Origin of the sequence: Alteromonas gracilis (assembly GCF_036870955.2) — a bacterium.
GTDB lineage: Bacteria > Pseudomonadota > Gammaproteobacteria > Enterobacterales > Alteromonadaceae > Alteromonas > Alteromonas gracilis_A.
Genome location: NZ_CP145482.2, coordinates 2,629,985 through 2,645,138 on the forward strand (window position 1 = coordinate 2,629,985; position 15,154 = coordinate 2,645,138).

General features: G+C 44.2%; 16 protein-coding genes and 2 pseudogenes. 12 read left to right on the forward strand and 6 right to left on the reverse strand.

Translation table 11 applies throughout. From position 1 onward, the window contains the following. Positions 1–20: 20 nt before the first annotated feature. The 10 genes and pseudogenes from V6N89_RS12695 to V6N89_RS12745 all read left to right on the forward strand — a co-directional run bounded on the left by V6N89_RS12695 (position 21) and on the right by V6N89_RS12745 (position 8,093). Positions 21–257 carry a hypothetical protein gene (locus V6N89_RS12695; RefSeq protein ID WP_338517850.1) on the forward strand — a complete coding sequence of 79 codons (237 nt, stop codon included), beginning with the start codon at positions 21–23 and terminating at the stop codon, positions 255–257. Beyond that, positions 250–1,764, forward strand: a complete 1,515-nt coding sequence (locus V6N89_RS12700; protein ID WP_338517851.1) for a sensor histidine kinase — start codon at positions 250–252, stop codon at positions 1,762–1,764. The genes V6N89_RS12695 and V6N89_RS12700 overlap by 8 nt, the downstream gene beginning before the upstream one ends. Further along, positions 1,754–2,206 (forward strand): response regulator, encoded by a 453-nt coding sequence (locus tag V6N89_RS12705; protein WP_346992773.1) that lies wholly within the window; start codon positions 1,754–1,756, stop codon positions 2,204–2,206. Before V6N89_RS12700 ends, V6N89_RS12705 begins: the two co-directional genes overlap by 11 nt. Before the next feature lie 12 nt (positions 2,207–2,218). Then, a pseudogene (locus tag V6N89_RS12715) lies at positions 2,219–4,280 on the forward strand (response regulator). A 269-nt stretch (positions 4,281–4,549) separates the two neighbouring features. Next, complete coding sequence (locus V6N89_RS12720) at positions 4,550–4,870, forward strand: DUF883 domain-containing protein (protein ID WP_338517856.1); 321 nt, start codon at positions 4,550–4,552, stop codon at positions 4,868–4,870. Between the two features lie 17 nt (positions 4,871–4,887). Further along, positions 4,888–5,424 carry a hypothetical protein gene (locus V6N89_RS12725; protein ID WP_346992774.1) on the forward strand — a complete coding sequence of 179 codons (537 nt, stop codon included), beginning with the start codon at positions 4,888–4,890 and terminating at the stop codon, positions 5,422–5,424. 53 nt (positions 5,425–5,477) lie between these two features. Beyond that, positions 5,478–5,735 (forward strand): hypothetical protein, encoded by a 258-nt coding sequence (locus tag V6N89_RS12730; RefSeq protein ID WP_338517860.1) that lies wholly within the window; start codon positions 5,478–5,480, stop codon positions 5,733–5,735. 31 nt (positions 5,736–5,766) lie between these two features. Beyond that, positions 5,767–6,345: a CC0125/CC1285 family lipoprotein gene (locus tag V6N89_RS12735; protein WP_346992775.1), complete on the forward strand. Its 579-nt coding sequence runs from the start codon at positions 5,767–5,769 to the stop codon at positions 6,343–6,345. A gap of 321 nt (positions 6,346–6,666) precedes the next feature. Then, complete coding sequence (locus tag V6N89_RS12740) at positions 6,667–7,311, forward strand: phosphoribosyl-AMP cyclohydrolase (protein ID WP_338517865.1); 645 nt, start codon at positions 6,667–6,669, stop codon at positions 7,309–7,311. Between the two features lie 83 nt (positions 7,312–7,394). After that, positions 7,395–8,093 (forward strand): DUF2490 domain-containing protein, encoded by a 699-nt coding sequence (locus tag V6N89_RS12745; protein WP_338517866.1) that lies wholly within the window; start codon positions 7,395–7,397, stop codon positions 8,091–8,093. A gap of 52 nt (positions 8,094–8,145) precedes the next feature. Here the strand turns inward: V6N89_RS12745 and yfbR are convergent, their stop codons facing one another. Then, a complete protein-coding gene (yfbR, locus tag V6N89_RS12750) occupies positions 8,146–8,793 on the reverse strand; it encodes a 5'-deoxynucleotidase (protein WP_338517868.1) in 648 nt (215 codons plus the stop codon). A 221-nt stretch (positions 8,794–9,014) separates the two neighbouring features. On the opposite strand from yfbR, the gene V6N89_RS12755 reads away from it, so the two are divergent. Both V6N89_RS12755 and V6N89_RS12760 read left to right on the forward strand, forming a co-directional pair. Further along, a complete protein-coding gene (locus V6N89_RS12755; protein ID WP_025255564.1) occupies positions 9,015–9,191 on the forward strand; it encodes a DUF1328 domain-containing protein in 177 nt (58 codons plus the stop codon). A 33-nt stretch (positions 9,192–9,224) separates the two neighbouring features. Beyond that, positions 9,225–9,419, forward strand: a complete 195-nt coding sequence (locus tag V6N89_RS12760; protein WP_159489361.1) for a hypothetical protein — start codon at positions 9,225–9,227, stop codon at positions 9,417–9,419. A 64-nt stretch (positions 9,420–9,483) separates the two neighbouring features. Here V6N89_RS12760 and V6N89_RS12765 read toward each other — a convergent pair whose 3' ends face one another. The 5 genes and pseudogenes from V6N89_RS12765 to V6N89_RS12785 all read right to left on the reverse strand — a co-directional run bounded on the left by V6N89_RS12765 (position 9,484) and on the right by V6N89_RS12785 (position 15,022). Beyond that, positions 9,484–9,699: a hypothetical protein gene (locus tag V6N89_RS12765; RefSeq protein WP_338517869.1), complete on the reverse strand. Its 216-nt coding sequence runs from the start codon at positions 9,697–9,699 to the stop codon at positions 9,484–9,486. Continuing rightward, complete coding sequence (locus tag V6N89_RS12770; protein WP_338517870.1) at positions 9,700–12,471, reverse strand: DUF349 domain-containing protein; 2,772 nt, start codon at positions 12,469–12,471, stop codon at positions 9,700–9,702. Positions 12,472–12,517: 46 nt separating this feature from the next. Further along, entirely contained in the window at positions 12,518–12,811 is a 294-nt protein-coding gene (locus V6N89_RS12775) for a YeaC family protein (RefSeq protein ID WP_338517871.1), read from the reverse strand. After that, positions 12,808–13,137 carry a zinc ribbon domain-containing protein gene (locus V6N89_RS12780; protein ID WP_338517873.1) on the reverse strand — a complete coding sequence of 110 codons (330 nt, stop codon included), beginning with the start codon at positions 13,135–13,137 and terminating at the stop codon, positions 12,808–12,810. The genes V6N89_RS12775 and V6N89_RS12780 overlap by 4 nt, the downstream gene beginning before the upstream one ends. Positions 13,138–13,360: 223 nt before the next feature. Next, positions 13,361–15,022 (reverse strand): annotated as a pseudogene (locus tag V6N89_RS12785) (alanine/glycine:cation symporter family protein). Positions 15,023–15,154: the final 132 nt, after the last annotated feature.

Sequence of the window (15,154 nt, forward strand, 5' to 3'; positions counted from 1 at the left end):
GCACTAAAGAGGTAGTGGTTATGACTGATGAAGAGTTCTCTAAACTGAGCGTGTTCGTGCACGATGCACGTAAACCCCTTAACAGAATCTCTATGCAAGCGGAACTGGTAAAGATGGCTATCAATGGCGAAGTGTCTCCTGACAAGGCTGCCGCGGCGCTTGATAAAATAATCAGCAGTGCAAAAGATTGTAGTCTTAAGCTGGCTGAATTGACGACATCAATGGGCCAAAGTGTAGCGAGCGACAAGAATGATTAACCGACTATTGTCATCGATATACAGTTGGATAGTCATTGTCGTCACCGTCATTGTTATTATGACGGCAAACGCTTTTTATGTAGTGAGTACACTTAACGACTTGTCCTCTCTTGAGGCTCGGTTGTTTACCACTAACCGCGTGATAAATGCGGTTAATCGGTTACATGTCGCAGTGCTTCGTGTTGAATCTGGTCAACGTGGTTTCTTGCTAACTAACAACACCAACTATCTGTCCGATTACACCGAAACGCTCAGTGTTGTGAATGAGTTCATGGATGAAGTTGAGGTAAGCGCTTTTTCATCGGATATAAAAGAACAATCCAAACATATTAGTGCGTTGCTAACGCTGACCAAACTAAAAATTAATAAAGTTATAGAAGCAGTAGAGCTGACAAAAGCAGGCCGACGGGACGATGCTTTAGCGCTGGTTAACAGCGATAAAGGGTTTGAACTTTATGAACAGTTTGAAAGTTTGTTCAGAGAAATCGACGAATCTGAAAGGGATATGCAGGGAACGCATCTTGCCAACCTCATGGAGCTACGACGCGACTCGGTGAACACGTTAATTATATCCTCAGCGACAAGTGTATTGCTCATTATCGCGGTTTTTATATTACTTAAAATCAACTCTCGCGAGCATGAAAAATATCAAGCAGATTTGGAATCGATCAATGAAGCGCTTGAGTCACGCATAGAAGCGCGAACGCAAGAACTCAGCATGTATTCTGACGAACTAGCACGAAGTAATAGAGAGCTTGAGGATTTTGCTTTTGTGGCTTCACATGACCTGCAAGAGCCTCTAAGAAAAATTCGGGCTTTTGGAAATAGGCTTGAATCTGGCTACGCAGATGTTATCGACGAGCGTGGGCAAGATTTTCTTGCGCGAATGCTAAATGCTGCAGAGCGCATGTCCATGCTTATATCGGACTTACTCGCATTTTCTCGCGTATCTACAAGGGGAAAAGAGTTTGTAGATGTTGACTTAAACACGGCGCTAGCCAGTGTTGTCAGCGATCTCGAAATTGCCATAGACGAAAAATCGGCAACAGTAACAATAGATGATATGCCTACTGTTCGCGGCGATCGCTCTCAGTTGGAGCAATTATTTTTAAATTTGATTTCAAATGCTTTGAAGTTTCAACCAAACGATGTGGCTCCTGAAGTGAATGTGAGCCTATCGAAACCAAGTGACGATGAATTAGCGTCCCTTTTGATGTCAGACGAGTTCGAATGGATAAAGATTGACGTGAAAGACAACGGCATAGGGTTTGATCAATCCTTTGCTGAAAAGATTTTTGCGCCTTTTCAGCGACTACACGGCAGAAGCCAATACAAGGGCACGGGAATAGGTCTTGCGGTATGCAGGCGTATCGTAGAAAGACACAATGGTCAAATATCGGCAACTAGCATCTCAGGTAAAGGCGCCACATTTACTATTTTAATGCCCATTGACAGTGAACCCTTTGGCACGACAAATACAAGCGGAGAACAACAAAATGACGCGTAAACAGACACAACCTATCAATATACTCATGGCAGATGATGATGAGGATGACCGCTTACTCACCGTAGACGCATTAAAAGAAAGCCGCGTACTTAACAATTTATTTTGTGTTGAAGACGGAGTGGAATTACTCGAGTTCTTGCGACATGAAGGCAAGTATGAAGATGCTGAGCAATACCCTCGCCCATCGCTTATTTTGCTTGATCTCAATATGCCAAGAAAAGATGGGCGCGAAGCACTACAGGAACTTAAAAACGATCCTAAGTTGCGCAGCATCCCCGTTGTAATCTTAACCACGTCGAAAGAAGAAGAAGATATGCTCAGAGGATACGACTTAGGTTGTGCCTCATATATCACTAAACCTATGAACTTCGAAGGACTTGTAGAGCTAATGAGGGCACTTGGACGCTATTGGATTGAATTTGTTGAGCTACCACATGAATAGCGAGGTTGCCCTATGACTGAGGTCATTAGAGTCCTTTTGGTAGAAGACGATGAAGACGATTATTTGTTAACCTCGGACTACCTAACTCATATTGAATCGCCAAAATTTGAGCTCACCTGGGTCACCGACAGCAGTGAGGCAATGGCTGCATTAAATACGCACACCTTCGATTTGTGCCTCTTAGACTATCTATTAGGGGCGGAAAATGCCCTCGACGTCCTGGCAACATTGAAATCGAATCAGATAAATCTGCCTGTGGTTATTTTGACCTAGTCAGTCTGATGCTGCGGTTGATGAAATGGTGATGCGTGCTGGTGCGGCCGATTATCTGCAAAAATCTGAAATTGAAACCCCGCGATTTATGCGCACCATTCGTTATGCACTAGTACGACGTGACATAGAAAATGAGCGCTTAGAGCGCAATAAAATTGAACAGAAAAATAAAGCGAAAGATAAGTTTTTAGCTCATCTTGGTCATGAATTAAGAACGCCCCTAACCTCTATTCTTGGTTATACAGAACTGCTGATAGACGATACTAAGAACAAAGGTATTGAGCAGGAACTGGCAATCATACATTCTAATGGCAAGCACTTACTTAGCCTGCTTAACGACTTGTTGGACATGTCGCGTATTATGGCCGAGAAGCTAGAGCTCAACGTTAAAGACGTTAATTTATGCGCATTCCTCACTGATATTCATTCATTGATGCGCTTAAATGCGAAAGACAAGGGTATTAGCCTTGACCTTGTATCCAGCACGCGTATTCCAGAGTTTATAAAAACCGACCCGACAAGACTGCGTCAAGTACTGCTTAACCTTGTATCAAATGCAGTAAAGTTTACTGATAAGGGCAGTATCACTCTTACTGTATCTCTTGATGAATCCGCAGATAAAAGCAAGAGTACACTGAAGTTTTCTGTAGCAGATACTGGTATTGGTATGCCTCCCGATAAACTCAATAATATCTTCCAACCTTTCGAACAAATTGAAGATGTGATGAGAGCGAATCATGGTGGAGCCGGGCTGGGACTTGCTATTTGTAATGAGTTGGTCAGCAAACTGGGAGGCGACATTAGCGTTGAATCTCGCTTAGGACAAGGAAGTACATTTACTTTTACTATCGACCCTGGCGACATTTCTTCTCAACCACGAGTTGATTTAACACTTGGACAAGTAACGGCGGTTGAGCCCAGTATCATCAATCTACAGGTACAAGGCCGCGTACTAATTGTCGATGATTTGCGTGAAATAAGACGCTTAACAGGGTATATTGTCAGCCAGTCACAAGCAGATATAAGCTTTGCTGAAAATGGCGTAAAGGCGCTAGAGGCAGTGCTACAAGCGGAAGAAAATGGAACCCCGTTCGATCTAGTTTTAATGGATATTCATATGCCAGTTATGAATGGCATTGAAGCGCTTCACGCATTGCGGCGCCATGGACAGTCTTTGCCCGTGGTTGCGGTAACGGCAGCAAGCAGAAAAGGCCTAAAAGAATCGCTAATTGCCGAAGGATTTAACGATGTAATCGGCAAGCCAATTGACAAATTTGCGTTAGTAAAACTGCTGACGCAATACCTTTCTCCAACCCATGCCATCACATTCGCCAGTGTTGAGAAACACATTACGGATATGCCGATAATGGCCTCCTCTGCACTTGAGCAACAACAAAAGGAAACATCTTTACAAACAGATAACGCCGAGCTAGACGCAGCTAAAACCCAATCTAACACCAACGACGTGCTGGTGATTGAAGATGACGAAGACGCCGCTGAGCTTTTGCAACTTTTTCTGACTCATTTAGGGTTTAATGCATGTATAGAAAATAGTGGCGCCAGTGCGTTACAGCAAGCCAGTGAAAAAGCGTTCGGCCACATACTAATGGATCTAACGCTCCCCGATTACAATGGCTATGATTTGGCTGCACTTTTAAAAGCCGCACAGCCAGATGCCTGCCTCACCATTGTGAGTGGGCATGAAGCCGATAAAGACGCCATGTCTTCAATAGGTATTAGTAATGCATTGCTTAAACCTATCACTAAAGACGATTTGGCTAACGTACTATCATTTAATTAGGCCTACAAACATTGCAGGCCTTTAACGCAATGCATTCACTACTTAAAAGCTACATTATCGTTACAGCCAACACGTCCTTTTAAGTGCGAAAAATTTACAGTCTTTTGCAGCAAACCCTGTGACAGTTTCCCACAGCACATTTAGCTTAGCACTCCATCGCTTGCCTAAAATCAAAATAAGGCAATATTTTCATATAGTTACCAAAAACCTGAGATTGGTACGGGCGTTGCAGCCTAAACTATGAACCCATAAAGTTTAAGGAGAATATTATGGCTACGCAAACTACAAATAAGTCTCAGGCCAACAAATCAAATGGTGCGACAGCACCAGGGCATCCGCTGACAGACTCTATGCAGGCATCGCTGCACGCCTCAGTAGATAAGCTAGCTGACAGCGCTGGTATTGTGGAAGAAAACTTACGTAAAACCGCAACGTCATCCGCCGAAAATATGTCCGCGCGTAAGCGCCTTGCTGAAAAGAAATGGCACGCGTCAAAAGTGCGCGCCTATGCTGTTGAAAATCCCGTAGCGACAGCAGGGATTGCATTTGCCGCAGGCATGCTAGCTACCGCGCTATTTCGCAAAAAATAAAAGGTCGGTTACCCTTCATGGTTACTTTACCTGACTTTAGCAGGGCTCACTATGTCTTGAGCCCTGAAAATCCATATAAGCTCACACCACCCAATGCCTCTACTTTGTTTATGCTGAGCGAAAGACATTATGCATCAAGCAAGGATTCTGCAGCCTATGGACAACAGGGCTTCAAAGACAATGACACTTTCGAAGACCCATCATACGACGAGGTGTTTAACGCTATAAAGAATGCGTACAAACAGAGGCAGGCACAATATTTTGCTTTTGCGGATGTGTTGGATGGCGAACTACAGTTGATTAAAAAGTCATTTGTTGTGTCTGCTTTTTCGGCGTTGGCAGTGTTCGCACTAACCATAGTGTGCTGGTTACTAATCAATGCCGTGCTCGCGGGCGCTTTATTCCATTTTGGCGCAGGCTTCCTAACCATTTGCACCTTACTACTTATCGGTAATATCGCGCTAACACTCGTCTTTGTAAATCTTGCGAAAAGCGCATATCAGTACGCAGGCATTACTCGTATTATGAAGTTTATTAAGCGCTGTTTTGGTTAGTGAGTAAGTACAGATTGTTTGGATCAACTCATAGATTTAAAGAGATGGATACCATGAATATTTTTTTAAAACAAAACATTAGCGATATTTCAGAAAAAGAGCATACTTATATAAAGCAGAAGAACAATGCCGACGTTGCATTAAAACATGCAAAACATAAATGCGCACTATTGATGGGAAAGCCTGAAACGCTCATTACTATAATGGGAATAGGCGCATACAAAGGGGCCACTGATGCAAACCCAAAAGCACGGCGACACCAGGCGCTACTGTCGATGGGACGCACTGCGTTGCTGTCTCTATTTCACTGAAAATCAGCAAGAAGTATAAGGAATTTGTCTGATGAGCTATAAAACGTATTTCTCCACTTTCACAAAGCGCTTGGCCGTTATAAGCGCAGTTGCTTGCACGCTTGGCGTGTTGGCAGCATGCTCATCAACCCCCGTAGCGGCACCTACACCTTATAAAGAAGCGAATGCAAAAGGAGGCTACGGCTATTTCAGTGAAAAATTAGCTGATGATCTTTATCGCGTTCGTTTTAAAGCCACAGATAAAACGCCTGCCGATATTGTGCAGCAATATGCATTGCACAGAGCAGCAGAAATTGCGCAGCAAAATAACTACGCCTATATTACCGTTCAGAAAACTGACGTTGATAAAAAGCCGGTACTTGCAAGAGAAGTGACGCCCAATAACGATAAGCCAGTTATTTTGCTAAACGACAGACAGTGCACTATGTCAGGCTGCGAAGAAGTAGCGCAACCTATGGCAGGGGCCACGACAAACGACGTCGTCAAAAAACAGATTAACAATATTTATTTCACTATCACGGTAAAGATGAGCCGCACAGACGATGGCCTAAACAAAAATGTTTTAGACGTTTCAAAGGTATTGGCAAAGCCACTTGAACCTAAGAAATAATCGATATTGAGTAAGGGAGCCGAGTGCTCCCAATACTTTCCCTTACCCTTACTTTCGCTTACCTTCCGTTACCTTCCCTTACCTGCCGTTACCCGTTAAGGGGGCGCATTTGCCAATCAAGGCGCGTCTTTTTCATAATGATTCCAATACATTAAAGAAACATCAGCATGTATTAACATGCCGTTAATGCCTTTTTAATGTTGCGCAAAAGTTCATGTCATCCTTTCTATATATGCTTATCACTATGCACTGCCAAACAATGAAACCATTGTGCAGTGAACTAAAACTACGTTTTATTTTGCAGACTTAAGGAGTCCAGCGATGAAAGCATTATCAACATCTATCTCAAAGATTACTCTAGTTCTAACTGCTGCGCTTGTGACAACTGGCTGTAGCGCTGTTGCAAAACCACAAATGTCTAACGCCACGGCAAGTAGCGCGACTTCATTACAAGCCAAAGCCCTCGACAATACCCTTTTGTATTCTGACGAGTGCATAACTGAGCGAGAAGTAGTTAACGCTCAAAAGATGTGGGGTAATGGCATAGTTCGCATAGGCTCAGTGTTCACTAACAAAGGTGATTACTCAGCAGAGGCTGCCGACTTTATTCAAGATATGTATGGCTATGACTTGAGCAGTGTTCTGTTTAAGCCTACGTTAGCAACTAACGATCAGTTTCGTTCCAGTTTTGACGCAGCGTTGTCTTATTTCGTGGGCGGCAACGACGCATATGCCGAAGACAAGGGTTTTGCTATAAAACCCTACACTAACGTTAAATTCGACAACGTGGGTATTATTAATAATAGTTGTCGTATGGCAGTCGCGATGGGTAACTACTTCTTTACTGATACGTCAGGCGGCGAGACAAAAGTTGAGTACACCTTTGCTTATGTCAAAGATAGCGATGGTGATTTGCGAATTGTCGCTCACCAGTCATCACTTCCTTACAACCCCACTTCTAACTAAGCAATAAAGGAGTAAAGCCAATATCTGGCTTTACTCCTCTTTCAAAACACCAAAAAACACACCATCCACACGTTGAGATTATTATGGACATTAAACCCTGTGCAGCAATCCGCGCACTCGCGCTAACTTTATTGCTTCAGTTCAGCACACTTACATTGGCAACAACAAACGACATACAGTCGTGGAATGCAATAACGCTTATAGGCGATGCTAATGAACGAGGCGATTGGCAGTACTGGTTTGATGGACATATGCGATTTAAAGAGGATGCGTCACAGCTTGGCGTTTCTATCTTTAGACCGGGTGTTGGCTATCGTATGAACGAAGACCTAACGCTATGGCTTGGCGTGGCAAGAGTCACCATTGATACAAACGAACAAACGATAGAAGAAGACCGACTGTGGCAACAGGCAACCTATTCCCTTGCGAATTTTATGGGTGGCAACGTAGTCGCAAGAACCCGTCTAGAGCAACGCTTTAGACGCGATGAAGGCGACGACACCGGGCATCGAATTAGACAATTCGTTCGCTGGTCAATGCCCTTAACTGATCAGTGGTCGTTAGTGGTATGGGATGAGTTGTTTATCGCGCTCAACGACGCAGACTGGGGGCAGCGTAGAGGGTTTGACCAAAATCGTCTATACGTAGGACCCGCTTATCAACTTAGCAACCAATGGCGCGTTGAAATGGGATACATGAATAATTACATAAACCCACCCGGTAACAGCGCACAAGCCCAGGTAAACCATAACCTGTCTATCGCTTTCTTCGGTAGCTGGTAAACTCCCGCATCAAACACGCCAGCTTGCTATTGGCATTAAGCTGGCGTTTCTATTAGCTGTTATCTAAATGTAGTGTATTCGCTCGCTCTATCCATTCGAGATCTTTGGTTTGTTCATCAAGCGTACCCTTAGCATCCTCAAGGAAAATTTGACAAAAATAATCGACGGCTTTTAGCCGCGAGCGATAGCCCTTAAGCTGAATCTCCATTTCTTGCATCGCATTTGAGAACTCACAGTTAGATTTTGCCAACTCATAGTCACATTTTAGATAGGCACAAAGCACATCTGCCGCTTTTGCCAGTGTGACATGTTCATCTTCCTTATCTTGCTCGATAAGTGGTGTGTATCGTGCCTGCAATGCTTCTGGAAGCGTTTTAATGAGCATCGCTTCAAAGCGGCGCTCAAGTTTTTTAATAGCAGCAGTGGTCTCAGGATCGTGATACTTAACTGGACTGGGTATATCACTCATACCCGCTATCTCACTTCCCTCGTGAAAAATTGCCATTGCCGCAACCCGGTCAGGGTTAATGTTTTCGCCAAAGACATCACAAGCAATGGCACCCAACATATGCGCCACGACTGATGCTTCGTAAATATGTGTAGAAAGCATCTCTTCTTGAAATTGTGCCATCAGGGGCCAGCGCTTAACGTTTCTTGCTCGCTGCATGAGGCCAATGAAAGCTGAATGTGTATTTGCCATAGCGCGTTCCATTATTTGTCGTTGTTTATTACTTCTAAGGTAAGTGACCTGTGTAAAAAGTGCAAAAAAACCTGTAAAGCAGAAATTATCCATACCTAAACAGCTCAGCCAAAACTATAACAAAAATACATTTAAACAATACAAATCAAACACTTAAAAAAACAGGCACAGCACTCGCATGACTCATTGTGACATTAAGGAAGCAATAAGAGGATTTAGCTATGTTAGGTTGGGCAATTACATTTTTTATCATCGCCATTATTGCAGCAGTTTTTGGTTTTGGAGGCATCGCAGGTGCCGCTACAGGTATAGCGCAGTTTCTGTTTTTTGTATTCATAGCGCTACTGGTTATTTCACTTATCGCTAATGCACTTCGTGGTAAAGCACCTAGAGCATAGATAAGCACCCATTTTAGGAAAAGGAGAAAGGATATGTTTTCATTTAAAAATTTATCAAAAGTACTTGTCGCTTCAGCATTTGCACTTTCACTAGCCGCATGTGGCGATGGCGAAGCTGAAGACGCAGGCGAAGAGCTAGACGAGATGGTTACCGATGCAGGTAATGCAGTAGAAGACGCGTGCGAAGATGTGAAAGAAGGCGTCGATGCTGAAGACAAAGATTGTTAGGCAATCAATGTGAAAAAAGCCAGACATTACGTCTGGCTTTTTTATTTACGAATAAACAAATTCGCTACACTTCTTCCCCACCCAATTCTCGGGCAATATCATCTAACGTAGAGAGCGTTGAATCAAACTCACCAACGACATATCGATACCTCACGCTAACGTGATGGTCACTTCTACCAAATTTAACTTTCAAACCCTCAGCATCAATGTGCTTCACCGTGTTCAAAAACCGATAGGCCGTCATCTCACTTTCGAATAGATACTCGATACTATTCTCCATTTAAGCAACGACCTCAGGGTGAGAAGCAAGTACATTGGTTACGCGCGAAACCAATGCCTTTTCAGCTTTTTCGATAGGCCCGACAAGGATCCAATCTGACAGTAGTGCCGACGCGTCTGGCGCTTCCCCTTGCTCGAGTTTCGCAGTCATAATTTGTAGCTGCACACTAGAGCGAATAGAAGCATCGCTTTGCGGGCTAGGCATGTCTGTCGCCACTTCCAGCGCTACAGTAAGCCACTGACGATCGTGGTGAACATGAGAAGATGTCTCATCGCCTGCTTGTTCAAGCAATGACGTCCATCGCTTCCCCACTTTTGCTTTCAGCGTTTCCAAAGATTCATCATCTTGCTCCGACGCATTACTAAGCAAGGCATTCAACGCATCAACACGCTCCCTCTGTGATGCTAACATTGCATCACGAGCTTGCGCCTCTTGTCGTTGTTCAAGCTCAGTCACTTTCCGTTCAATTTTAGCACGGTGTGCGTTGGGTAACGATTGCAACGCTTCTTTGATTGGTTGGATCGCGTCTTTGAACGCACTGTCAGGTAGGTTTGTATCCAAACCTTGTAAAGACGCCATTAAATTCTCGACTTGAGCGTTAAACGCATGATTTTGCGATTTACGCTCTGCTTTTAAGCGCCCGAAAACGGTGTCGTTCGCACTTTTGAATTCAGCCCATAAACGGCTTTCTTCACGCTTACCTGCATGCCCAATTTGCTTCCATTGTGCTTGAAGCGCTTGGGCTTGTGAGGCGGCTTCTGCGACGTCTTCAGCCCCTGATAGTGCCTTTACATCATCAACAAGCTTGCGTTTTTGTATTTGATTTTCTTGCTGCCATTGGTTGATTTTCGCTACCAATTCAGAGGATGCTGATTTCCATTCTTGCTTTAGCACTTCATAATTGCTGCGCTCAACTTGACCCGCAGCATGCCACTGCTTGGCTAGCTTGTCGTAGGCTTTAGCCAGCTCACCAGTCGGCATATCACTATCAAGCGCCTTAACATTCGCAATTATTGATTGGCGAGTTTCCAAAGCAGCGGTGCGTTTTGCGTCAAGTTCAGCATAATGCGCTCTACATGGTTCGAATGCACGCTCAAGAGCCTCATCAAATGCGCTTTGAAGAGAGTCTTTCTCTCCAGCATCATCGCCCATTGTCGTAAGCGATAGCCACTGCTTCCTAAGGTACTTAATCGCGTCACTTCTGGCTTTGATATTATCAACCTGCGTTGCTGCTAGCTGTTCCGCCTCCTCAACTAACGCGGGCTTTCTTGGCGCAGCCAAGTAGTCTTGCCAACCAGCAAGACGAGATACATCGTCCTGTGTTTTTTCAAAGCGTTTGGTTAAAGATGACTTTTCATTATCTGGAAGTGCTACAAAGCTATCCTTCACCTTATTAAACTTGACGATGGCTGCGCGAAATTTCCCTTGAGCGATGAGGTTATCAATTAAAGTAAGTTGTTTTTTAACTGCTTTTATCGCACCAGCTCGTTCGGCCTTCGCCGCTTTGGTAATCGCACTTACCTGCTTGGTAGCGTTGGCATAGCGAGAGCCGAAAGTTTGTGGCAGTTGAATCAACGCGTCTTTGGCTTCGATATACGCACGCTTGACATCTGCGAACTCATCTAACATAGACGTAGCAACATCGTCTTTGCTGGCCGCTATACTCTCAGCCAAGGATTCAAGGTTTTGCAACCTTACCAGCAACTTTTGGCCGTACTGTTGCTGCATTGAAAAATCATCAAGTTTTGCATTGAGATTTTTAACCGTCGTATTGAGGCGCTGTAGATAAGAGGCCTCAGAATCTTGTGTTATTTGTCGAACAAGTTGTTCGATCGTCGCTTCTAACCCTCGCACACTCTCGTTCACCGTAGCTACATCGGCAAGAGTGGCATCGCACAAACGTTCGCCAAACAACCAATCGACCTGTTGAGTTGCATGTTCTACTTGCTGCTGTGCGAGTGCCTTAGTGTTGGCCAGAGACTGAGCTTGTTGCTCTGCCTCCCAAGCTGGACGGATCCGTGCTAAATATCGCGCCACCTGCTCAGCAATACGAGCTTGCTTCTCTTCAAGCGCTGCACGTTCATCTTCATTTAATATATCTGCCTGGCTAAAGAGGCCAGCCAATTCGCTTTCAAGCTCATCTTGTCGCTGTATGACTAACTCTACATCGGTTTTATCGAGCAGAGCTTGATACTTAGAAAGACTTAACGTGAGTTGCTTTCTTAACTCAACAGGTTTCTGCTCAGCGAGTTTGATGGCCTCTATACGCGCATCAATATGGGCCAATAACGCTGGTTCACTGACTTTTTTGGCAAGTTTTTGAAGCGAAGCTATATCAGATTGCTCATTTACCATGTTAGCGCGAAGTGCTTCACTCGCGCCATTTAAGAAAACAAACTGCGTAAAGGACGCCTTATCAACTTTTTCTATAAGCGCACGGGCAAGGTTATCGTCACCCAATAAACTCGGATCCTTTTGAACGATTTGCGTCACTTGTTCGTTATTTGCCGACTCGGTTAGAAACGCGGCTTTTTCCTGACGAGTCAGTGCAATATCGCTTTGTCCGTGTACAGCTTCACTCACCTTTTTCTCACACACGCGTTTAACTCTAGGTGACTTTGCGATTTGCGTCATTTTTAGCCACAGCGCAAATACGTTGAGCTTTTCTAGTGCCGCCAAACTCACATCATCATTGTCGTCGTTGAATGCCAACTCGTGAAGAATCGTTTTATCAGAGGCCTTTTCTGGTGAAAGGTTTTCGATAGCCTGCATCCTTTTCTCAGGCTTTGGACTTGCGTGCGAAGGCGCAAATAGTCGACTAAATATCATCCTGTTTAAACCGCGCTATAGTATTTTTATCGTCTTGAGGTTCATTAAGAGAACGCTTGAATTCTGATTTACTCTTGTGAACAATTTCACCGCTTTCGCCAATAGTCATATGTTCAGAAGACTTTTCAATTTTTGATTGATAAAGCATAACGGCTTGCATACTGCTCGCCTTTTGCTCTTCATTAAGTGGCGTACCGTCTGGCCACTTTCCTGTTTCAACAGCACTGCGCAGACGCTCGTATATCTCTGGCGTCATGCTGGCCAATAATGCATCTATATTCATTTAGGAAAACGCTTAATGTAAACAATACGCGCGCGGTTAATGAGGTACCATACAAAGCCCACTACCGCACCCAAAATTGCTAAATTGTGTTGCAAATCACCAGGACGCGTTCCGCCCCAGTACATAAAGCCAAAACTGGCTACAAAGATCAGCATAGCAAGCAATGATTGATTTTGAATACTCTGTAATTTCTGAAATTTTTGTAAGCTTTGTTTGCGCTCAATATCTTCAGAGGTAGCGTCGCCAATCTTAAAGCCGCAATGGGGACAAGTTTTCGCCTTATCAGACGTTTTCTTATTACACGAAGGACAGTCAACTAATGCCATACGTTGCTCCTGTTTAGTAGGTGCGAATGAGAAACGAGAAACCGCTTTTCGTCTTCTCGTTTAAACGCGGACGGCTATCATACTTAAGATTATGTCAACAATGAAGTCGATTGCCGTCTTTAGAAAACAAAAAATGCGTGCCTAGCACTTTTACAAAAAAGGCTGAAACACGCATTTATTAATGGGCTACGCTACGTTGTCGTTGCCCTTAGTGAAAGTTTGACTATTTTTTATGTCGACTCCAATAGTCGTTTACTGTTTCTTTCATTTCTTTGCACAGCAATACAATACCGAACAGGTTAGGAAGTGTCATTACCACAATGGCAACAGCAGACAAGGCCCATACCAATGTTGTATCAGAGAACGCCGCCCAAACAAAACCTGCTACGTAAATTACGCGGTAAGGCATAACAGAACGCGGCCCAAACAGGTATGTCATTGCGCGGTCGCCGTAGTAAGACCAGGCAATGGCTGTTGAGAATGCAAATAACATAAGACCAATCGATACAATGTATTGACCGAATTCACCAAAAAAGCCTCGAGTAAATGCAATGGTGGTCAGCGCAGCAGAGTGCACCAATGACTTACCGCTAACTTCTAGATTTTCTTTAACCTACTTTACCATCAACAATCTTCAAGGTACCGGTGAAAAGGTCTTCGCTCCCCACAGAATACTTAACGTCTTCAGCAATTGAGCGTGAGTTAAGTAATGTGAAGCCATCGCTTACCGCAGTACCATTTACTACTGTGATTGACCCTGTATAAGCTTCTACAACGTTACCTTCAACTTCGTTAAGGTATCCGTAAAGCTTATCGACGTCAGCTTGCTTAGAATCATCGTACTGCCCTGCAACAAAGAACATGTCCGAACGATCAAATACGTTTTCATGCTTTTCTTTCCATACGCCTGATGAAAGAATAACAAGACCTAGTAACCGTACAAATTAGGATCGTATCAATAAAAGGCTCAAGTAGTGAAACCATACCTTCAGATGCTGGCTCTTTGGTTTTCGCCGCTGCGTGAGCAATGGGCGCAGAACCTTGACCTAGCCTCGTTCGAGAACAAGCCTCGGTTTACACCTCGGTTGAAGGCATACGCAAGCGATGCTCCAAGGAAGCCTCCGGCTGCCGCAGACCCTGTGAACGCGTCGCCAATTACGCTGGCAAATGAAGGCCCAATGTTTTCTAGGTTCGCAAGAATAACCGCCATCGCACCAATTAGGTAGATAACTGCCATTACCAGCACAACACGCGCGGTGAATGCTGCGATGCGCTGGATGCCACCTAAAATAACCAGTGCCAAAAGAATGCCCAATACGCTACCCACCATCCATGGTTCAAAGCCAAATGTAGCCTCAATACTTTGCGCAATACCATTACTCTGCGGAAGGTTGCCAGTACCAAATGAACTCACAACGGTAGCGATTGCAAATGCCACAGCCAACCATTTCATATTTAGGCGACGGTCCATGTAATACATAGGTCCACCTGCCATAGTGCCATCTTCAGTTTTAACGCGATACTTGTGAGAAAGTGTCACTTCGACAAATTTAGTTGTCATCCCTAAAAACGCTGTAACCCACATCCAAAAAAGCGCAGCAGGGCCACCAAGAAAGATAGCAAACGCAACACCTGAAATATTACCCGTACCTACTGTCCCTGACAGCGCCGTGGTGAGTGCGCGAAAGTGAGTGGTATCGCCCGGGTCGCTTTCTTTATCGAACTTACCCGTAACGACTTGCCACGCATGCTTGAAAAAACGAATTTGCGGAAATTTAAGATAAACAGTGAAAAATAGACCGACACCTAGCAGCACATAAGGAAACCAAAACGCGCCTCCTAAAAAGCCGTCTAACATTGTTAGAAAACCGTATAACCCTTCCAAGGTATTTCCCCTTTTTTATTATGATTACTTTATTTATTGTGATTATATTTAGACATTGCTTGCTACTGTATCCTTTCTTACCGCTCATCTACAGTGCAACAACGCCTTATTTTCTTGCGAAAAGGCCTCTTA